The following is a 20,253-nucleotide window of genomic DNA, read 5'->3' as shown; positions in this document are numbered from 1 at the left end:
CCGCTACGAGGCCGACGAAGCCGTGCGGACGTCGGTCTTGGACCGCTGCCGCTCCCGGGCCTCCTCCGCCGCGTCCCGGCGGAACGCCCACTTCATCTCCGGCTCCAGCACGCACCGGAAGACCCGCCGCACCGGCGGGGTGCACAGCAGCGTCACGACCGCCGCCGCGACGAGGGTGACGAAGATCTCGCCGAGCGGCCTGTGCAGCCACGCGGGCTCGAACCAGCCCTGGTAGTCCCCCGCCTTCACCAGGAACCCGTGCAGCAGATAGCCGCACAGCGTGCCCGCGCCGAGCGTGGTGAACCACATGGTCCGGCCCGGCACCCAGGCGAAGAAGCAGGCGGTGAGCACCAGCGAGCAGCCGAACAGGGCGAGCACCATCACGGGCCCGGTCCACCAGGGCGCGCCCAGCTCCTGTGCGGCGTCGCGGTGGTAGAACCAGGCGCCGGTCATCCGCGGCGCGGCCCACCAGCCCATGACCAGCGCCGCCGCGGCGACCGGCACGGACATGATCCGTACCGAGCGCCGCCGCACCCACTGGAAGTGCTCGGCCTTGAGGGTCAGGCCCAGCACGAAGAACGGCAGGAACTGAAGGACCCGCTGGAGGTCGAGGTCGTCGCCGATCTCCGGGCTGACGGACGCGAGCATCGCGATGCCGAGGGCGACCGGCAGCGGTTGGCGGACCACCTTCCAGACGGGGGTGGTCAGCCGCCAGATGAACAGCGCGGCCAGGAACCAGGTGAGGTACCAGGGGTCCAGCAGGCTGATCTCCATGTCCGGATCGCCGCCGACGAACCGCTTGAACAGGGGATACGCGGTCTCGAACACGATGTACGGGACGGCGACGCCGGTGATCAGCCGGCGCAGTCGGCCGGGGCTCGCGTCGAAGCTGCGCGAGAAGTAGCCGGAGATGATGATGAACGCCGGCATGTGGAAGGAGTACACGAACGTGTACAGCGTCTCCACGGTGCGGCTGCCGTCCCGCAGGGGCTCCCAGGCGTGGCCGACGGCCACCAGGACGATCGCCAGGAACTTGGCGTTGTCGAAGAACGCGTCGCGCCGCTTGCCGCCGGGTGCGTCCGGTCTCGGCTGGGTCCGGACCGGTTCTTTCGGGTGGCCTTGCTGTGTCGTGGGTGAGGACGAGGCAGCGTGCAACATTTGAGGCACCCTAGTGGCGCCTGTGCCAATGAGTAAAACGCGCCGCGTCATTAGCGCTTGAGGTGACCGACCAGGACTCCGGCCCAACCGAGACGTGTCCACCTTGCACCGTTTAATCCAGCCGAATTGGTACATAAGGCAAGGTGTGGGCCGGAGTTGAAGTCACCCCGGGCGGGAATTCGAATATGCCCGCGCGCGAGATGCGTGGCCATGGAAACGATCACCCGGAATTCCTCGTACGGGTGCCCATTCGAATTGCCGTACGAGATAGGCGCGATGGCCGACCGTGGGGTCCGGTCGTGGTCGCGGCGGCCGCAGTTGAGGTCACCGATGCCCCACCTGTCGCATAGGGCGGGCCCGTTGGTGGCACGATGGTTCTGGCGGGGGTGTGCGGGGCCGGCACCCCCGGGTCGGGAGAGGACCGAGCGAGGGTGTGATCAGTTGTGGCCATTTCGCTGTCAGTGGTGCTGCTGTTGGCGATCATCATGGTGGTGTTGATCCGTGGCGGCTCCCTCAAGGCCGGCCCGGCCATCGTCGCCGTCCTGTTCGGCTTCTTCCTCGCCTCCACCGGCATGGCCGACGACATCCAGCGCTTCCTCGACTCAATAGCCGAGACGATCAACTCCATCCAGTTCTAGCCACCGCCCCGCCCACCCCGCCCACCCGGCGGAGGGCGGGCCCGCGCACGCCCGCGACCGGGCCCGGAAACCACTCAGGGCCGGACCGGATCATCGAGATCCGGCCCGGCCCTGAGCCGCACAGAGCGGGCGACGGGAATCGAACCCGCGTAGCTAGTTTGGAAGACTAGGGCTCTACCATTGAGCTACGCCCGCACAGGACGCGCCGCAGGTCAGGTGACCGCGGCACAGGAGGCATCGTAGCGGGTTCGACCCCTTTGACGCACACCCCGTAAATGCGGCGGCTCCACTGCCTGCGTGCATGTACCCTACGTGTCGCACCAGACGGGGTGTGGCGCAGCTTGGTAGCGCGTCCGCTTTGGGAGCGGAAGGCCGTGGGTTCAAATCCCGCCACCCCGACCACCTGCTCGATCATCCCCAGTGATCGCCTTTGGGTCGTTCCGCCGCTGCGGTTACTATGCAAGCTGCGCGCCCGTGTGTCCTCACTCCCTGAAGTCCTCCGGGCGGCGATCCGCCGGGCCAGTCTGGTACCGGCAGAAACCAAGCAGTCAGCCACAAGGAGACCGAACCGTGAAGAGCGCCGTGGAGACCCTGAACCCGACCCGGGTTCGGCTCACTGTCGAGGTGCCCTTCGAGGAGCTCAAGGACAGCCTCGACGCGGCGTACAAGAAGATCAACCAGCAGGTCACGGTCAAGGGCTTCCGCAAGGGCAAGATCCCCGCGCGGGTCATCGACCAGCGGTTCGGCCGTGGCGCCGTGCTGGAGGAGGCCGTCAACGACGCGCTTCCGAAGTTCTACACGGAGGCGGTCAACGAGGCCGAGCTGAGCGTCCTCGGCCAGCCCGAGGTCGACATCACCGAGCTGAAGGACGGCGAGACGCTGAACTTCACCGCCGAGGTCGACGTCCGCCCCGCCATCGAGATCCCGGACTACTCCGGCATCGAGGTCGAGGTCGACGCCATCGAGGTCACCGACGAGGACGTCGACAAGTCGGTCGAGCAGCTCCGTGAGCGCTTCGCCTCCACCACCCCGGTCGAGCGCGCCGCCGAGGACGGCGACGTCGTCACGATCGACCTTGAGGCCAAGGTCGAGGGCAAGGTGCTGGAGGACGGCATCGCCAACGGCGTCTCCTACACCATCGGCTCCGGTGAGCTGCTGGACGGCATCGACGACGCCGTGAAGGGCCTGGAGGCCGGTGGCGAGGCCACCTTCACCTCCGAGCTCAAGGGCGGCTCGGCGGCCGGCAAGGAGGCCGAGGTCACCGTCAAGGTCACCCAGGTCGCCAAGCGTGAACTGCCCGAGCTGGACGACGAGTTCGCGCAGCTCGCCTCCGAGTTCGACACCCTGGAGGAGCTGAAGGCGGACAGCCGCAAGCGCCTCACCAACATGAAGCAGTACGACCAGGCCACGCAGGCCCAGGAGCGCGTCCTGGAGAAGCTGCTGGAGCTCGTCGAGGTGCCCGTCCCCGAGAAGCTGCTTGAGGACGAGATCAACACCCGCAAGCACAACCTGGAGCACCACCAGCTCGGCCAGATGGGCCTCGACCTCGCCAAGTACCTGGAGATCCAGGGCAAGACCGAGGAAGAGTTCGACGCCGAGACCAAGGAAGCGGCGGTCAAGGGCATCAAGACCCAGTTCGTCCTCGACGAGCTGGTCAAGCAGGAGAAGCTCAACGTCAACCAGGAGGAGCTCACCGAGCACCTCATGCGGCGCGCGGCCTCCTCCGGCATGTCCCCCGACCAGTTCGCCCAGGCCGTCGTCGAGGGCGGCCAGGTTCCGCTCCTGGTCGGCGAGGTCGCCCGCGGCAAGGCCCTGGCCGTCGTGGTCGAGAAGGCCACCGTCAAGGACACCAACGGCGAGATCATCGACCTGGACGACGAGGACGAGGTCGAGACGGCCGCCGAGGTCGCCGCCGAGGCCACCGACGGCGACGCCGCCGACGCCACCGACGCCGCCGCCGAGGCTCCGGCCGAGGAGAAGAACGAGGGCTGATCCGGGCCCACCGCGCCTGTGACGCCGTAGGAAGGCCCCTGGGGACGTGTTCCCAGGGGCCTTCCCCGTCCGGGGCGGCCGGAACGGGCCGAGCTCCCCGCGCGCCGCAGCCGCCCGTGTACGAAATGTCACCACCGCGCTACGCCCCCGGCGAACACTCCCGGCTCCGGGATTCCCCGAAGGAACCAGCGCGTTAGGGTCCATGAATACGAGGGCAGGGAAGTCGGCGTAATCGTCGAGGCCCACGCCCCGCAGGGAAACGTGAGACGGCCCGGCGCCGTCGTAAGACGAGCAGGTGGATACGTGACGAATCTGATGCCCTCCGCCGCCGGCGAGCCTTCCATCGGTGGTGGCCTCGGCGACCAGGTCTACAACCGGCTGCTCAACGAGCGGATCATCTTCCTCGGCCAGCCGGTGGACGACGACATTGCCAACAAGATCACCGCGCAGCTGCTGCTCCTTGCCGCCGACCCGGACAAGGACATCTACCTCTACATCAACAGCCCCGGCGGCTCGATCACGGCCGGCATGGCGATCTACGACACCATGCAGTACATCAAGAACGACGTGGTGACCATCGCCATGGGCCTCGCCGCCTCGATGGGCCAGTTCCTGCTCAGCGCGGGTACCCCCGGCAAGCGCTTCGCGCTGCCGAATGCCGAGATCCTGATCCACCAGCCGTCGGCCGGCCTGGCCGGTTCCGCGTCGGACATCAAGATCCACGCCGAGCGGCTGCTGCACACCAAGCGGCGCATGGCCGAGCTCACGGCTCAGCACACCGGCCAGACGTTCGAGCAGATCACCCGTGACTCCGACCGCGACCGCTGGTTCGACGCCGAGGAGGCCAAGGAGTACGGGCTGATCGACGACGTCATCACCACGGCCGCCAACATGCCGGGCGGCGGCGGCACCGGGGCCTGAGGCCCCAGCACAGCCCCCAGCCGACCGCCTCAGCCCCTAGGAGACAGACAGTGAACGACTTCCCCGGCAGCGGCCTGTACGACCGCACGCGCGCCGAGTACACGGGCCCGGCCGCCGAGTCCCGTTACGTCATCCCGCGCTTCGTGGAGCGCACCTCGCAGGGCATCCGCGAGTACGACCCGTACGCGAAGCTCTTCGAGGAGCGCGTGATCTTCCTGGGCGTCCAGATCGACGACGCCTCCGCCAACGACGTCATGGCGCAGCTGCTGTGCCTGGAGTCGATGGACCCCGACCGGGACATCTCGGTCTACATCAACAGCCCCGGTGGCTCCTTCACCGCGCTCACGGCCATCTACGACACGATGCAGTTCGTGAAGCCGGACATCCAGACGGTCTGCATGGGCCAGGCGGCCTCCGCCGCCGCGATCCTGCTGGCCGCGGGCACGCCCGGCAAGCGGATGGCGCTGCCGAACGCCCGGGTGCTGATCCACCAGCCGTACTCAGAGACCGGGCGCGGCCAGGTCTCGGACCTGGAGATCGCGGCGAACGAGATCCTCCGGATGCGTGCGCAGCTGGAGGAGATGCTGGCCAAGCACTCCACCACGCCGATCGAGAAGATCCGCGAGGACATCGAGCGCGACAAGATCCTCACGGCCGAGGAGGCGCTCTCCTACGGCCTGATCGACCAGATCATCTCGACCCGGAAGATGAACAACTCCGCAGTGCGCTGACGCGGAGGCTGTATCGTCGGCCGCTCCTTGGCACGGTGCACGACAAAGTGAACCGTGCCAAGGGGGGCCCGAACGAGGGCCCCGGCAAGGTACCGTCGGACATAAGGCAGCACCAGGAGCCGCTGGATTCGTCAAGCGTCCAGTCGTCTCCCAGGCGAAGGGGAAGCACACCGTGGCACGCATCGGTGACGGCGGCGATCTGCTCAAGTGCTCGTTCTGCGGCAAGAGCCAGAAGCAGGTCAAGAAGCTCATCGCAGGGCCCGGTGTGTACATCTGCGACGAGTGCATCGATCTCTGCAACGAGATCATCGAGGAAGAGCTCGCGGAGACCAGCGAGGTGCGCTGGGAGGAACTCCCCAAGCCCCGCGAGATCTACGAGTTCCTTGAGGGGTACGTGGTCGGCCAGGAGGCCGCCAAGAAGGCCCTCTCGGTCGCGGTGTACAACCACTACAAGCGCGTCCAGGCCGGGGAGAACGGCGGGGGCAGCGGCCGCGACGACGCGATCGAACTGGCGAAGTCCAACATCCTGCTGCTGGGCCCCACGGGCTCCGGCAAGACCCTCCTCGCCCAGACCCTGGCCCGCATGCTGAACGTCCCGTTCGCCATCGCCGACGCCACCGCGCTGACCGAGGCGGGCTATGTCGGCGAGGACGTCGAGAACATCCTGCTGAAGCTGATCCAGGCGGCCGACTACGACGTCAAGAAGGCCGAGACCGGGATCATCTACATCGACGAGATCGACAAGGTCGCCAGGAAGAGTGAAAACCCCTCGATCACCCGCGACGTCTCGGGCGAGGGCGTGCAGCAGGCCCTGCTGAAGATCCTCGAAGGCACCACCGCCTCGGTCCCGCCGCAGGGCGGCCGCAAGCACCCGCACCAGGAGTTCATCCAGATCGACACGACGAACGTGCTGTTCATCGTGGGCGGCGCGTTCGCCGGACTGGAGAAGATCATCGAGTCCCGGGCCGGCGCCAAGGGCATCGGCTTCGGCGCGACGATCCGCTCCAAGCGGGAGCTGGAGGCCAAGGACCAGTTCGAGGACGTCATGCCCGAGGACCTGGTCAAGTTCGGCATGATCCCCGAGTTCATCGGCCGCCTCCCGGTGATCACCTCGGTCCACAACCTGGACCGCGAAGCCCTCCTCCAGATCCTGGTGGAGCCCCGCAACGCCCTGGTCAAGCAGTACCAGCGCCTCTTCGAACTCGACGGCGTGGAACTGGACTTCGAGCGCGAGGCCCTCGAAGCCATCGCCGACCAGGCCATCCTCCGCCAGACCGGCGCCCGCGGCCTGCGCGCCATCATGGAGGAAGTCCTCATGTCGGTGATGTACGAGGTCCCGTCCCGCAAGGACGTGGCCCGCGTGGTCATCACCGCCGACGTCGTCCACTCCAACGTCAACCCGACCCTCATCCCGCGGGACGCGCGGAACGGGCGGGGGCCGGGGGAGCAGAAGACGGCGTAACAGCCCGTCCCAGCCTGGGGCCTTGGCGCGGTGCTCGCGCCAAGGCCCTTTTTGCGTCGCCGTGCGGAGAGATCACGTCAATCGGGCTGCGGAACGAGCGCCCGTGGCTGCCGCCGTGATCTTATGAAGGCGACCACGTCGATTCTTTGTTCGAATCGCGACGTTTGAAAACGGGAGGACTGTCCATGCTCCGGAAGGCGAAGGTCGTGGTGGCCGCAGCCGGTGTAGCTGTCGCGGCGGGGACGCTGCCGATCCTCGCGGCCTCGCCGGCGAGCGCCACGCAAGCCGCCTGCACCAACTACGTGGCCACCCACGGGTACTTCGCCGGACCGAAGGTGAAGGCAGCCTGCGGCCACAAGGCGATCGACACGGGAGTGTCGAAGGTGGCCAACCCGGCCTGCATCCTCGGGCTCGCGGAGCTGGACGTGCCCGGCAGCGTGTCCCAACCGGCCTGCAAGCGAGCCTGACATACGGCGAAGGCGGCCCGGTGCACACCCGAGCCGCCTTCCGCTGCGGAGCGAGGAGGCGTCAGATCTTGACGCGTACTTCGTTGCGGACGTTGGCCGTCAGTTCGGCGACCTTCTCCAGGTCGGCGGCCTTGCCGCCCAGGGCGCTCGCCAGGTCGACGTTGATGATCACGCCCAGGGTGCTGTGGTCGCCCCAGATGCACACGGGCACGCTGATCTCGTCCGGGCCGCCAGACTCGCCCTTGACCTTCGTCTCCTGGCACTTGAGGACCGCGCCCTTGAGGCTGCTCGGCGAGTACGCCTTGGGGCTGCCGACGAGCTCGCCCTCGTCCTTGGCGGCTTCCTTCTTCATCTCGGCGAACATGGCGTCGACGACCTTCTCCGGGTCCTCGATCTCGCCGTACACGCCCATGAAGTTGATCATCTCCATGGCCAGGGGGTTGTCCTCGTCCCCTGCCTCGTAACCGGAGCTGACGTCCTTGGCGTTCTTCACGCCGTGCTTCTCGGCTTCCTTCACATCGCTCGTGTCGAAGCCGCCGCTGTCGGCATCCGAGCTCTGCTTGAACTTGCCGTCGAGCAGCGTCTCCGGCGTCGTCAGCTTGTGCGGCCCGTCGTCCTTCACCTCCGAGCCGCTGGCGCTGCCGCTCCCCCCGAACACGAAGTACGCGCCGACAGCGATCGCCGCCACGAAGGCGACCGAGCCCAGGATGACCCCCGTCTTCTTCTTGCCGCCCCCCGGCGCCGGAGGCATCGGGGCGCCGTAGGGCTGCTGGCCGTAAGGGGGCTGCTGGCCGTAGCCGGGCTGGGGTGGGACCGGGGCGCCCTGCTGCGGGTAGCCGTAACCCGGCTGCGGGGCCGGGGGCTGCTGGGGGTAGCCGTAGCCGGGCTGCGGAGCCTGCGGCTGCTGGCCGTATGGACCCGGCTGGCCGTACGGTCCGGGCTGCTGGGGCTGCCCGCCGTACGGGCCCGGCTGGTTGTAGCTCATTACTGGGTTCCCCTCCAGATGCTTATGTCGTCCTGACATCCTGGACCAGACCGGGGGCGCGCGGCGCACCGGGGGGCGCACCGTTACAGAACAAAGCCGTTTCGGGACACGCCCGCGACACCTCTAAACTGAGCCCGTGACCGAGAACGCTCAGCAGCAGCCACCAGCGCCCAACACCGAACTGCCGACCCAGTACGCGCCGGCCGATGTAGAGGGGCCGCTGTACGAGCGCTGGGTAGAGCGCGGTTACTTCGAGGCGGACGAGAAGAGCGACAAGCCGCCGTACACCATCGTCATCCCGCCGCCGAACGTCACCGGCAGCCTGCACCTGGGCCACGCCTTCGAGCACACCCTCATCGACGCCCTCACCCGCCGCAAGCGCATGCAGGGCTACGAGACGCTCTGGCAGCCCGGCATGGACCACGCCGGCATCGCCACCCAGAACGTCGTCGAGCGCGAGCTGGGCAAGGAGGGCAAGTCCCGCCACGACCTCGGCCGAGAGGCGTTCGTCGAGCGCGTCTGGCAGTGGAAGGCCGAGTCCGGCGGGCAGATCTCCGGGCAGATGCGGCGCCTCGGTGACGGTGTCGCCTGGTCCCGTGAGCGGTTCACCATGGACGAGGGCCTCTCGCAGGCCGTCCAGACCATCTTCAAGCGCCTCTACGACGACGAGCTGATCTACCGCGCCGAGCGCATCATCAACTGGTGCCCGCGCTGTCTGACCGCCATCTCCGACATCGAGGTCGAGTACCAGGACGACGAGGGCGAGCTCGTCTCCATCCGCTACGGCGAGGGTGACGACTCCATCGTCGTCGCCACCACCCGCGCCGAGACGATGCTCGGCGACACCGCCGTCGCGGTCCACCCCGAGGACGAGCGCTACGCCCACCTCGTCGGCCGCGAGATCGAACTCCCGCTCACCGGCCGCCGTATCCCCGTCGTCGCCGACGCCCACGTCGACCCCGAGTTCGGCACCGGCGCCGTCAAGGTCACCCCGGCCCACGACCCGAACGACTTCGAGATCGGCCAGCGTCACCACCTGCCCGCCGTCGCCGTGATGGACGAGCACGCCGTCATCACCGCCCACGGCCCCTTCCAGGGCCTGGACCGCCTCGAAGCCCGCTCCGCCATCGTCGCCGCCCTGCGCGCCGAGGGCCGGATCGTCGCCGAGAAGCGCCCGTACGTCCACTCCGTCGGCCACTGCTCGCGCTGCAAGACCACCATCGAGCCGCGCCTGTCCATGCAGTGGTGGGTCAAGGTCGGCCCGCTGGCGAAGGCCGCCGGTGACGCCGTCCGGGACGGCCGCGTCAAGATCCATCCGCAGGAGATGGAGAAGCGGTACTTCGACTGGGTCGACAACCTCCACGACTGGTGCATCTCGCGGCAGTTGTGGTGGGGCCACCGCATCCCCGTCTGGTACGGACCGAACGGCGAGGTCGTCTGCGTCGGTCCCGACGACGAGGCCCCCACCGGCGAGGGCTGGCACCAGGACACCGACGTCCTGGACACCTGGTTCTCCTCCGGCCTGTGGCCCTTCTCCACCCTCGGCTGGCCCGAACAGACCGAGTCGCTCGCGAAGTTCTACCCGAACTCCGTCCTGGTCACCGGCTACGACATCCTCTTCTTCTGGGTCGCCCGGATGATGATGTTCGGCCTGTACGCGATGGACGGCACCCCGCCGTTCCACACCATCGCCCTGCACGGCATGGTCCGCGACCAGTTCGGCAAGAAGATGTCGAAGTCCTTCGGCAACGCGGTCAACCCGCTGGACTGGATGGACAAGTACGGCTCCGACGCGCTCCGCTTCACCCTCGCGCGCGGCGCCAACCCCGGCGTCGACGTCCCGATCGGCGAGGACTGGGTCCAGGGTTCGCGCAACTTCGCCAACAAGATCTGGAACGCCACCCGCTTCGCCCTGATGAACGGCGCGACCGTCGAGGGCGAACTCCCGGACGCCGCCCGCATGTCGGCGACCGACCGCTGGATCCTCTCCCGCCTCAACTCCGTCGTCGCCGAAGTGGACGCCCTCTACGAGGACTTCCAGTTCGCCAAGCTCTCCGACGCCCTCTTCCACTTCGCGTGGGACGAGGTCTTCGACTGGTACGTCGAGCTGTCCAAGACGACGTTCCAGGCGGGCGGCGAGGCCGCCGAGGTCAGCAAGCGCGTCCTCGGCGAGGTTCTGGACGTCACGCTGAAGCTGCTGCACCCGGTGGTCCCCTTCGTCACCGAGACCCTGTGGACCACCCTCACCGGCGGCGAGTCCGTCGTCATCGCCGAGTGGCCCAAGGACAGCGGCTTCCGCGACAAGGCGGCCGAGCAGGAGATCGAGTCCCTCCAGTCGGTCATCACCGAGGTCCGCCGCTTCCGCGCCGACCAGGGCCTCCAGCCCGGCCAGCGGGTCCCCGCCCGGCTCACCCTGGACGGCACCGCCCTCGCCCCGCACGAGGCCGCCATCCGCCAGCTACTGCGCCTGCAGCCGGAGGGCGAGAACTTCACCGCCACGGCGACCCTGCCGGTCGCGGGCGCGGAGGTCGCGCTGGACCTGTCCGGCACGATCGATGTGGCCGCCGAGCGCAAGCGCCTCGCGAAGGACCTCGCCGCCGCCGAGAAGGAGAAGGCCCAGGCCACCGCCAAGCTCGGCAACGAGGCCTTCCTCGCCAAGGCCCCGGACCACGTCGTGGACAAGATCCGCGGCCGGCTAGCCAAGGCGGACGAGGACATCGCCCGTATCCAGGCCCAGCTGGAGCGCCTCCCGCAGGCGTGACGCCACAAGCGCCGCACCAAGGCCCCCGGAGCCGCCCGCTCCGGGGGCCTTGGCCGTCGTATGTCAGTGGGCCTCCGTAGACTGGCCCCGTGAGTGAGAGCGACCCCTTCGACGAGATCGTCGCGGAAGAGACCGACCGCGACCCCGATCTCGCGGTGATCGAGGCCGGCAGCCGTACCCTGCGCACCCAGGGCGGTCCGCCGCAGGCCGATGTGCCGAGCCGCCCCGAGGACCCCGAGGTCGACAAGGCGCTGCGCGACGTCGAGGCGGAGCTCGCCACGAGGTGGGGCGAGACCAAGCTGGAGCCCTCGGTCAGCCGTATCTCCGCGCTGATGGACGTGCTGGGCGAGCCGCAGCGGTCGTACCCCTCGATCCACATCACCGGCACCAACGGCAAGACCTCCACCGCCCGCATGATCGAGGCCCTGCTCGGCGCCTTCGAACTGCGCACCGGCCGGTACACCAGCCCGCACGTGCAGTCCGTCACCGAGCGGATCAGTCTGGACGGCGCCGCGATCTCCGCCGAGCGGTTCATCGAGACGTACCAGGACATCAAGCCGTACGTGGAGATGGTCGACGCCCAGCAGGAGTACCGGCTGTCCTTCTTCGAGGTGCTGACCGGCATGGCGTACGCCGCCTTCGCCGACGCGCCCGTGGATGTGGCCGTCGTCGAGGTCGGCATGGGCGGCTCCTGGGACGCCACCAATGTGATCGACGGCGATGTCGCCGTGGTCACCCCGATCGACCTGGACCACACCGACCGGCTCGGCTCGACGCCCGCCGAGATCGCCGGGGAGAAGGCCGGCATCGTCAAGCAGGACGCCACCGTCATCCTGGCCCAGCAGCCGGTGGACGCGGCGCAGGTGCTGCTGAAGAAGGCCGTCGAGGTGGACGCCACGGTCGCCCGCGAGGGCCTGGAGTTCGGCGTCACGTCCCGCCAGGTCGCCGTCGGCGGCCAGCTGATGACCCTGCGCGGCCTGGGCGGCGAGTACCCGGAGGTCTACCTCCCGCTGCACGGCGCCCACCAGGCGCACAACGCGGCCGTGGCGCTGGCCGCGGTGGAGGCGTTCTTCGGGGTCGGCGCGCAGCGCGCCGAGCCGCTGGACATCGACACCGTCCGCAAGGCGTTCGCGGCCGTCTCCTCGCCGGGACGGATGGAGGTCGTACGCCGTTCGCCGACGGTCGTGCTGGACGCCGCGCACAACCCGGCGGGCGCGCGGGTGACCGCCGAGGCGATCGGCGAGGCGTTCGACTTCAGCCGGCTCATCGGCGTGGTCGGCGCGAGCGGCGACAAGAACGTGCGCGGGCTGCTGGAGGCGTTCGAGCCGATCTTCGCGGAGATCGTCGTCACCCAGAACTCCACGCACCGCGCGATGGACGCCGACGCGCTGGCCGCGATCGCCGTGGAGGTGTTCGGTGAGGAGCGGGTGCAGGTCGAGCCGCGGCTGCCGGACGCCCTGGAGGCCGCGATCACGCTGGCCGAGGAGGAGGGCGAGTTCACCGGCGGCGGGGTGCTGGTCACCGGTTCCGTCATCACCGTCGGCGAGGCACGACTGCTGCTCGGGAAGGGCTGAGGTTCTGACGCATGCGTACGCTCTGCGCGTCGACCCTGATCGGCGAGTTCTTCGTGATCGGGTTCGCCGGTCTGGTCGCCATGAAGGACCCCGATCTGTCCATGGCGACGGTGTGGACGGTCAGCGGGACCGCGATGTTCCTGTGCCTGCTGCTGTGCGGTCTGGTGACCCGGCCCGGCGGTGTCGCCCTCGGCTGGGTGCTCCAGGCCGTGCTGATCGCCTCCGGGTTCGTCGTCCCGTCGATGTTCGTCCTCGGCGTGGCCTTCGCGGCCCTGTGGTGGGCCTCGGTGCACTACGGCCGGAAGATCGACGAGGCGAAGGCGAGATTCGCGGCGCAGGCCGACGCCTCTACACCTGACGCTGCGTGACGAAGGCCGGGACACGCCGGGTAACCTTCGTCTACCCCGCACACCAGATGCACTAAGGAGCCCCTCGTGAGCCAGCGCACCCTCGTCCTCCTCAAGCCCGACGCCGTCCGTCGTGGCCTGACCGGCGAGATCATCAGCCGCATCGAGCGCAAGGCGGGCTGGCGGATCACCGCGCTGGAACTGCGCACCCTGGACCAGGACACGCTGGAGCAGCACTACGGCGAGCACAAAGGCAAGCCGTTCTACGAGCCCCTGGTGGAGTTCATGTCCTCCGGCCCGGTCGTGGCCATGATCGTCGAGGGCGAGCGGGTCATCGAGGGCGTGCGCGCGCTCGCCGGCCCCACCGACCCGATCGCCGCCCAGCCCGGCTCGATCCGCGGTGACTACGGCGTCATCGTGCGTGAGAACCTGGTCCACGCCTCGGACTCCGAGGAGTCCGCCGAGCGCGAGGTCAAGATTTTCTTCCCCGGCCGCGCCTGAGCCGGAGACCGCCACAAGCGGCAGGGACAGGGAGGCCCGGGGGCAATGCCCCCGGACTTTCTGGCATATGCGGGGCGTATGGGGGAACGAGAGCCCCCGAACGCTCGTCTCCACAAGCGGACCCGCGCATCATCTGCTGACAATGGCGAAGGACCCTCACGCCGTGTTCGCGAAGGCGCGTCTACGATGGAAGCCTTCACGTCACAGCACCCGCTTCGCCGACCTGAAAAGCCCTCAAAAGCTCCCAGGAAGGCCAGACGAATCCTGATGGGGAACTCAATGTCGTTCATCGGCCGTGACATGGCTGTCGACCTCGGGACCGCCAACACGCTGGTGTACGTCAGGGGTCGCGGGATCGTACTCAACGAGCCGTCCGTGGTCGCGATCAACACCAACACCGGTGGCATCCTCGCGGTCGGTGCCGAAGCGAAGAAGATGATCGGGCGCACGCCCGGCAACATCGTTGCCGTACGTCCGCTGAAGGACGGCGTCATCGCCGACTTCGAGATCACCGAGCGGATGCTCCGCTACTTCATCCTGAAGATCCACAAGCGGCGGTATCTGGCTCGTCCGCGGGTCGTCGTCTGTGTGCCCTCGGGCATCACCGGCGTCGAGCGCCGCGCCGTCATCGAGGCGTCGTCCCAGGCCGGCGCCCGTCAGGTGCACATCATCGAGGAGCCCATGGCCGCGGCCATCGGCTCCGGCCTGCCGGTCCACGAGGCCACGGGCAACATGGTGGTCGACATCGGCGGCGGCACCACGGAGGTCGCGGTCATCTCCCTCGGCGGCATCGTCACCGCCCAGTCCATCCGCGTCGCGGGCGACGAACTGGACAACGCGATCATCCAGCACATCAAGAAGGAGTACTCGCTCCTGCTGGGTGAGCGGACGGCCGAGCAGATCAAGATCACGATCGGTTCGGCGTACGACCTCGACACCGACGAGCACACCGAAATCCGCGGCCGGGACCTGGTCTCCGGACTGCCCAAGACCGTGGTCATCTCCGCCGCCGAAGTACGCAAGGCCATCGAGGAACCCGTCAACGCCATCGTCGACGCCGTCAAGACGACCCTCGACAAGTGCCCGCCGGAGCTGTCCGGCGACATCATGGACCGCGGAATCGTCCTGACCGGCGGCGGCGCCCTGCTGCGCGGCCTCGACGAGCGGCTGCGCCGGGAGACCGGCATGCCGATCCACATCGCCGAGGACCCGCTGGACAGCGTGGCGCTCGGCTCCGGCAAGTGCGTCGAGGAGTTCGAGGCGCTCCAGCAGGTACTGGACGCCCAGCCGCGCAGATGACATAACTCTTCGATTCCGCCGTACGAGATGATCTCCTCTCGTGCGGCGGATCGTTGATATAGAGACATAAGCTCCCACAAAAGCAGCCCTTCGGGATTCCCGGGGGCTCACCGAAATTCCTATGAGGAAGGCACGGCCGCCGCACGTGAGGGACACACGAGAGAGCCGGCTGCTCCTGGTGCTGCTGATCGCGATCGCGTTCGCGCTGATCACGGTGGACATCCGAGGCGGGGAGGACTCCCCGGTCGACGGTGCCCGCCAGGCCGCGGCCACCGTCTTCGGTCCGATCGAGGACGGTGTCTCGTCCGCCGTCGATCCCGTCGGCAACGCTGTCTCCGCGATCCGTGACTCCGGCGAGCGCCACGACCGGATCGCGCAGCTGGAGAAGGAGAACGCCGCTCTCAAGGCCAAACTCGGCAGCGACGACCGCAACCGCAGCAGACTCAAGCAGCTCGACAAGCTGCTGAAGGTCGCGGGCCAGGGCCAGTACGGCATCAAGGGCGCCGAGGTCATCGCCATAGGAGCGGCCCAGGGCTTCTCCTGGACCATCACCATCGACGCCGGCGCCAACGACGGCATCGAACGCGACATGACTGTCCTCAACGGCGACGGCCTGGTCGGCCGGGTCACCACCGTCGGCCCCAGTACCGCGACCGTGCTGCTCGCCAGCGACCCCGACTTCACCGTCGGCACCCGCATGGAGGGCAACGACGAACTCGGCTTCGCCGCCGGGCAGGGCGACGGACCGCTGCGCGTGGAACTCCTCAACGGCAAGGCGAAGGTGAAGAAGGGCGACCGGCTGGTCACCTTCGGGTCGCAGGCCGACAAGCCCTTCGTGCCCGGTGTCCCGGTCGGCGTGGTCAGCCGCGTCGACCCCTCCTCCGGTGACCTGACCCGGACCCTGCACGTCACGCCGTACGTCAGCTTCACCAAGCTGGACATCGTCGGCGTCGTCGTCCAGGCCCCGAAGAAGGACCCGCGCGACACGGTCCTGCCCGCCAAGCCCAAGCCGACCCCCACGCCGACCGTGACGGTCACCGTCACCCCGTCCGGCCAGCCGCCGGCGGACGGCCAGTTCACGCAAGAAGAGCAGTAGGAGCTGAAGCCCCATGCGCGTCAACCGGATCCTGCTCTCCTCCTCGCTGGTCGTCGTCGCCCTGGTCGTCCAGGTCAGTGTCCTGGCCCGGCTGCACCTGCCCGGTGCCGTCCCCGACCTGCTCCTGCTGACCGTCCTCGGCCTGGCCATGGTCTACGGCCATGTCGGCGGCGCCCTCATCGGCTTCGGCGCGGGCCTGCTCGCCGACCTCGCCCCGCCCGCCGACCACGCCGCGGGCCGCTACGCCCTCGTGCTGTGCGTCATCGGCTACCTCGCCGGGCTCATCAAGCCGGAGAACGGCCGGCTGAAGTCGGCCACCGGACCCATGGTCGTGGTGGTCGCCGCCGCCCTCGGCTCCACCCTGCTCTACGCCGGAGTCGGAGCCCTCGTCGGCGACACCGCCGCCCGCCATGTCGGCCTCAGCGGCCTGCTGTTCACCGCCGCGCTCTACGACCTGCTGCTCGCCCCGTTCGTGGTGCCCGGAATCATGTGGCTGGCCAGACGCGCCGAGAACGACCCCCTGGCCGAGACCAACTCCGCGGCGAAGTCCAACATCGCCAGCGGCTGGCTCTCCGGCGGCACCGGGCTGCGCATCGGCAGCCAGCGCGGTGGGCTGAAGGTGAAGGCGGCGCGGGCCCGCACCGCCCGCGCCGGGCGCATCAAGGGGGTCAAGCGGCTGTGACGGCGCGCGAGTTCACTCGAACGGGTTCACGGACGCGGAACGCCGATTCACAGGTCGGGCGTTCATCATGCACAGGCGCCGTCACCGGGGGCGGCACCGTCACCGTCACTGAACACAACTGCTCGCCGGCGCACTGAGAGGGGGCGGCATGACCAACATTCCCGAGACGGGACGGACCCCGCGGGTCCAGATCCGGCTCGTCATGATCCAGATCCTTGTCCTGTCGCTGCTCGGCACGCTCGGCGGCAGGCTCTGGTACCTCCAGATCCGCGAGGGCGAGGCCTACGCCAAGGAGGCGTCCGGCAACCACGTCCAGCAGGTCGTCGACCCGGCCCCGCGCGGCTCGATCCTGGACGCGCGCGGAGTGGCCCTGGCCGACAACGAGACCCGGCTGGTCGTCTCCGCCTCCCGCACCGAGCTGCTGAAGATGAAGGACGACGGCAAGGCCGTCCTGACCAAGCTCGCCGGCGTCCTCGGCATGAAGCCCAAGGACGTGATGGAGAAGGTCCGGCTCTGCGACGCCGAGACCCCCCAGCCCTGCTGGAACGGCTCGCCGTACCAGCCGATCCCCATCACCGACGAGGCAACCGCCAAACAGGCCCTGCAGATCCGCGAGCGCGCCGAGGACTTCCCCGGCATCACCGCCGAGCCCCAGGCCGTACGGCGGTACGCGGGCCCCGGCGGGTCCAACACCGCCCAGGTCCTCGGCTACCTCTCCCCGGTCACCGACGAGGAGATCACCAAGGCCCAGGACACCGACTCGCCCTACCTGCGCTCCGACCAGGTCGGCCGCTCCGGCCTGGAGCGCCAGTACGACAAGGAACTTCGCGGCAAGGCCGGCGTCACCCGCTACGAGGTGGACAACCTCGGCCGGGTCATCGGCGAGGCCGAGGCCGATCCCGCCCAGCCCGGCGCCAACCTCGTCACCAGCATCGACGCCCGCGTCCAGCGGGTCGCCGAGTACGAGCTGAACGAGGCGATGAAGGAAGCGCGCAAGCAGTGGGACCGCAACACGCAGGAGCGGTACAAGGCCGACGCGGGCGCGGTCGTGGTGATGGAGGCCAAGACCGGCCGGGTCGTCGCCATGGCGTCCAACCCGTCCTACGACCCCAACGCCTGGGTGGGCGGCATCTCCGCCAAGGACTACAAGAAGCTCACCGGCAAGTCCTCCAACTACCCGCTGCTGAACCGCGCCATACAGGGTCAGGCCGCACCCGGCTCGATCTTCAAGGTGGTCTCCACGGCCGCCGCGGTCCAGGCGGGCTACGAGTTCGACGGCCGCTACAACTGCTCCAGCTCCTACTCCGTGGGCGGCCAGACCTTCAAGAACTTCGAGTCGCAGAACCACGGCCCGATCAGCCTCGGCCGCGCGCTTGAGGTCTCCTGCGACACCGTCTACTACGCCCTCGCGCACAACGAGTGGAAGAAGGACGGCGGCATCAACCCCAAGGGCAAGCCGAAGGACTACTTCTACAAGGCCGCCCACCAGTTCGGCCTCGGCAAGGAGACCGGCATCGACCTGCCCAACGAGGTCACCGGCCGGGTCCCGGACCGTCAGTGGAAGCAGAACTACTGGAAGGCCAACAAGGACGCCTGGTGCAAGACCGGCAAGAAGGACGGCGACTACGTCGAGAAGATCGCCTACGAGAACTGCCTCGAAGGCAACAAGATGCGCGCCGGTGACGAGATCAACTACTCCATCGGCCAGGGCGACACCCTGGTGACCCCCATCCAGATGGCCACCATCTACGCGGCCATCTCCAACGGCGGCACCCTGTACAACCCGACCGTCGGCAAGGCGATCATCAGCGCCGACGGCAAGCAGGTCACCGAGATCAAGCCCAAGTCGCACGGCAAGCTGCCGGTCAGCAAGCAGACCCTGGCCCAGATGGACGACGCCCTGGAGGGCGTGGCCACCCGCGGTACCGCCGCCTGGCGGTTCGGCGGCTGGCCCCAGGACAAGATCCCGATGCACGCCAAGACCGGTACCGCGGAGGTCTACGGCAAGCAGACCACGTCCTGGTTCGCCACGTACACCAAGGACTACGCGATCGTCATGACGATCTCCCAGGGTGGTACGGGCTCCGGCGCCTCCGGCCCCGCCGTCCGCAACATCTACGACGCCCTCTACGGCGTCGCCGACGACGGCACCATCAACAAGAAGAACGCCCTGCTGCCCCAGCCGCAGAAGAAGCTGCCGAAGATCCAGGCGGACGGGTCCATCGACTCCCCGAAGGTCGCCAAGGACCCGGCCAAGCAGCAGCGCGCTCTCCAGGAGGGCACCCCCGAGAACAACGGCGCCGACGGCGACCAGCAGGGAGCCACCGTGGGCACGCCCACCAACGAGAACCGTGACACACGCCGCCGCCGACAGGGCCGCCGACGCAGGCCGAGGAGGCTGACGTGACCGGCGCCAACAGCTTCCAGGTCTCGGGATACGGGCCGGAGCGGGCGGGCTGGACCCGCCTGTTCGCCCGTGACTCCCTCGCCCGCAGGCTCGACTGGCCGATACTGACGGCGGCGCTCGCACTGTCGCTCATGGGCTCGGTCCTGGTCTTCTCGGCCACCCGCAACCGCACCGAGATCAACCAGGGAGACCAGTACTACTTCCTGGTCCGGCACCTGCTGAACACCGGCATCGGCTTCGCACTGATGATCGGCACCATCTGGCTCGGTCACCGCACCCTGCGCACGGCTGTGCCGATCCTGTACGGCGTCTCGGTGTTCCTGATCCTGCTGGTGCTCACCCCGCTCGGCTCCACCATCAACGGCGCCCACTCCTGGATCAAGCTGCCCGGCGGATTCTCGCTCCAGCCCTCGGAGTTCGTGAAGGTCACGATCATCCTGGGCATGGCGATGCTGCTCGCGGCCCGCGTGGACGCGGGCGACAAGCCCTACCCCGACCACCGCACCGTCCTCCAAGCCCTCGGCCTGGCCGCCGTCCCCATGGCGATCGTGCTGCTCATGCCCGACCTCGGCTCGGTCATGGTGATGGTCGTCATCGTGCTCGGCGTGCTGCTGGCCTCCGGCGCCTCCAACCGCTGGGTGCTCGGCCTGCTCTCGGCGGGCGCCCTCGGCGGCATCGCGGTCTGGCAGCTGCAGATCCTGGACGAGTACCAGATCGCCCGCTTCGCCGCCTTCGCCAACCCCGAGCTCGACCCGGCCGGCGTCGGCTACAACACCAACCAGGCACGCATCGCGATCGGTTCCGGCGGACTGACCGGCGCCGGACTGTTCAACGGCTCGCAGACCACCGGACAGTTCGTGCCCGAGCAACAGACCGACTTCGTCTTCACGGTGGCGGGGGAGGAGCTGGGCTTCGTCGGCGGCGGGCTCATCATCCTCCTGCTCGGCATACTGCTGTGGCGTGCCTGCCGCATCGCCCGCGAGACGACCGAGCTGTACGGCACCATCGTCGCGGCCGGAATCGTCGCCTGGTTCGCCTTCCAGGCCTTCGAGAACATCGGTATGACCCTCGGCATCATGCCGGTCACCGGACTGCCCCTGCCGTTCGTCTCCTACGGCGGATCCTCGATGTTCGCGGTGTGGGTGGCGGTCGGCCTGTTGCAGTCGATCCGCGTGCAACGCCCGATGTCCGCATAGCCCCGGCCACCCCCGCTCCACCTGGGGGTTGGCCGT

17 protein-coding genes and 2 tRNA genes are annotated in these 20,253 nt (G+C 68.6%); 16 read left to right on the top strand and 3 right to left on the bottom strand.

Annotated elements, in window-relative coordinates; genetic code table 11:
* Nucleotides 1-3: 3 nt before the first annotated feature.
* On the bottom strand, nt 4-1,158 hold the full coding sequence (locus ACZ7L7_RS04120; protein WP_285511086.1) for an acyltransferase family protein: 1,155 nt from the start codon (nt 1,156-1,158) through the stop codon (nt 4-6).
* A 443-nt stretch (nt 1,159-1,601) separates the two neighbouring features.
* On the opposite strand from ACZ7L7_RS04120, the gene ACZ7L7_RS04115 reads away from it, so the two are divergent.
* On the top strand, nt 1,602-1,796 hold the full coding sequence (locus ACZ7L7_RS04115) for a hypothetical protein (RefSeq protein ID WP_285511087.1): 195 nt from the start codon (nt 1,602-1,604) through the stop codon (nt 1,794-1,796).
* Between the two features lie 124 nt (nt 1,797-1,920).
* Here the strand turns inward: ACZ7L7_RS04115 and ACZ7L7_RS04110 are convergent.
* Nucleotides 1,921-1,991 (bottom strand) — tRNA-Gly (locus tag ACZ7L7_RS04110).
* 130 nt (nt 1,992-2,121) lie between these two features.
* On the opposite strand from ACZ7L7_RS04110, the gene ACZ7L7_RS04105 reads away from it, so the two are divergent.
* The 6 genes from ACZ7L7_RS04105 (at nt 2,122) to ACZ7L7_RS04080 (ending at nt 7,369) form a co-directional block, all read left to right on the top strand.
* Nucleotides 2,122-2,198, top strand: a tRNA-Pro gene (locus ACZ7L7_RS04105).
* Nucleotides 2,199-2,366: 168 nt separating this feature from the next.
* Nucleotides 2,367-3,788: a trigger factor gene (gene tig, locus ACZ7L7_RS04100; RefSeq protein WP_471591982.1), complete on the top strand. Its 1,422-nt coding sequence runs from the start codon at nt 2,367-2,369 to the stop codon at nt 3,786-3,788.
* A gap of 315 nt (nt 3,789-4,103) precedes the next feature.
* Nucleotides 4,104-4,709: an ATP-dependent Clp protease proteolytic subunit gene (locus tag ACZ7L7_RS04095; RefSeq protein WP_176712012.1), complete on the top strand. Its 606-nt coding sequence runs from the start codon at nt 4,104-4,106 to the stop codon at nt 4,707-4,709.
* 50 nt (nt 4,710-4,759) lie between these two features.
* The gene (locus ACZ7L7_RS04090) at nt 4,760-5,440 is read left to right on the top strand and encodes an ATP-dependent Clp protease proteolytic subunit (protein WP_285511089.1); all 681 of its coding nucleotides are present in this window, start codon (nt 4,760-4,762) and stop codon (nt 5,438-5,440) included.
* Between the two features lie 172 nt (nt 5,441-5,612).
* Entirely contained in the window at nt 5,613-6,902 is a 1,290-nt protein-coding gene (clpX, locus tag ACZ7L7_RS04085) for an ATP-dependent Clp protease ATP-binding subunit ClpX (protein WP_058925301.1), read from the top strand.
* 185 nt (nt 6,903-7,087) lie between these two features.
* The gene (locus ACZ7L7_RS04080; RefSeq protein ID WP_285511090.1) at nt 7,088-7,369 is read left to right on the top strand and encodes a hypothetical protein; all 282 of its coding nucleotides are present in this window, start codon (nt 7,088-7,090) and stop codon (nt 7,367-7,369) included.
* A 61-nt stretch (nt 7,370-7,430) separates the two neighbouring features.
* On the opposite strand, the gene ACZ7L7_RS04075 is transcribed toward ACZ7L7_RS04080, so the two are convergent.
* The gene (locus tag ACZ7L7_RS04075; RefSeq protein ID WP_472074683.1) at nt 7,431-8,354 is read right to left on the bottom strand and encodes a hypothetical protein; all 924 of its coding nucleotides are present in this window, start codon (nt 8,352-8,354) and stop codon (nt 7,431-7,433) included.
* A 136-nt stretch (nt 8,355-8,490) separates the two neighbouring features.
* Between ACZ7L7_RS04075 and ACZ7L7_RS04070 the strand changes: the two genes are divergently transcribed.
* The 9 genes from ACZ7L7_RS04070 (at nt 8,491) to rodA (ending at nt 20,217) form a co-directional block, all read left to right on the top strand.
* Entirely contained in the window at nt 8,491-11,115 is a 2,625-nt protein-coding gene (locus ACZ7L7_RS04070; protein ID WP_472074681.1) for a valine--tRNA ligase, read from the top strand.
* An 89-nt stretch (nt 11,116-11,204) separates the two neighbouring features.
* Complete coding sequence (folC, locus tag ACZ7L7_RS04065) at nt 11,205-12,689, top strand: bifunctional tetrahydrofolate synthase/dihydrofolate synthase (protein ID WP_472074679.1); 1,485 nt, start codon at nt 11,205-11,207, stop codon at nt 12,687-12,689.
* Nucleotides 12,690-12,700: 11 nt separating this feature from the next.
* The gene (locus ACZ7L7_RS04060) at nt 12,701-13,057 is read left to right on the top strand and encodes a DUF4233 domain-containing protein (protein WP_285511094.1); all 357 of its coding nucleotides are present in this window, start codon (nt 12,701-12,703) and stop codon (nt 13,055-13,057) included.
* A 66-nt stretch (nt 13,058-13,123) separates the two neighbouring features.
* Nucleotides 13,124-13,537 (top strand): nucleoside-diphosphate kinase, encoded by a 414-nt coding sequence (ndk, locus tag ACZ7L7_RS04055; RefSeq protein ID WP_285511095.1) that lies wholly within the window; start codon nt 13,124-13,126, stop codon nt 13,535-13,537.
* 279 nt (nt 13,538-13,816) lie between these two features.
* Nucleotides 13,817-14,836: a rod shape-determining protein gene (locus ACZ7L7_RS04050; protein WP_006133575.1), complete on the top strand. Its 1,020-nt coding sequence runs from the start codon at nt 13,817-13,819 to the stop codon at nt 14,834-14,836.
* Nucleotides 14,837-14,981: 145 nt separating this feature from the next.
* Nucleotides 14,982-15,932, top strand: coding sequence for a rod shape-determining protein MreC (mreC, locus tag ACZ7L7_RS04045; protein ID WP_472074676.1), 951 nt, complete (start codon nt 14,982-14,984; stop codon nt 15,930-15,932).
* Between the two features lie 13 nt (nt 15,933-15,945).
* Nucleotides 15,946-16,614, top strand: a complete 669-nt coding sequence (mreD, locus tag ACZ7L7_RS04040; protein WP_472074675.1) for a rod shape-determining protein MreD — start codon at nt 15,946-15,948, stop codon at nt 16,612-16,614.
* 148 nt (nt 16,615-16,762) lie between these two features.
* Entirely contained in the window at nt 16,763-19,021 is a 2,259-nt protein-coding gene (gene mrdA / locus ACZ7L7_RS04035; RefSeq protein WP_472074674.1) for a penicillin-binding protein 2, read from the top strand.
* Complete coding sequence (rodA, locus tag ACZ7L7_RS04030) at nt 19,018-20,217, top strand: rod shape-determining protein RodA (protein ID WP_472074673.1); 1,200 nt, start codon at nt 19,018-19,020, stop codon at nt 20,215-20,217. Before mrdA ends, rodA begins: the two co-directional genes overlap by 4 nt.
* The last annotated feature ends 36 nt before the right edge of the window (nt 20,218-20,253 follow it).

It is taken from the genome of Streptomyces sp. NPDC110618, from assembly GCF_055657065.1.
Note: the sequence above shows the minus strand (reverse complement) of the source record. Positions and strands in the feature narration are given on the sequence as shown.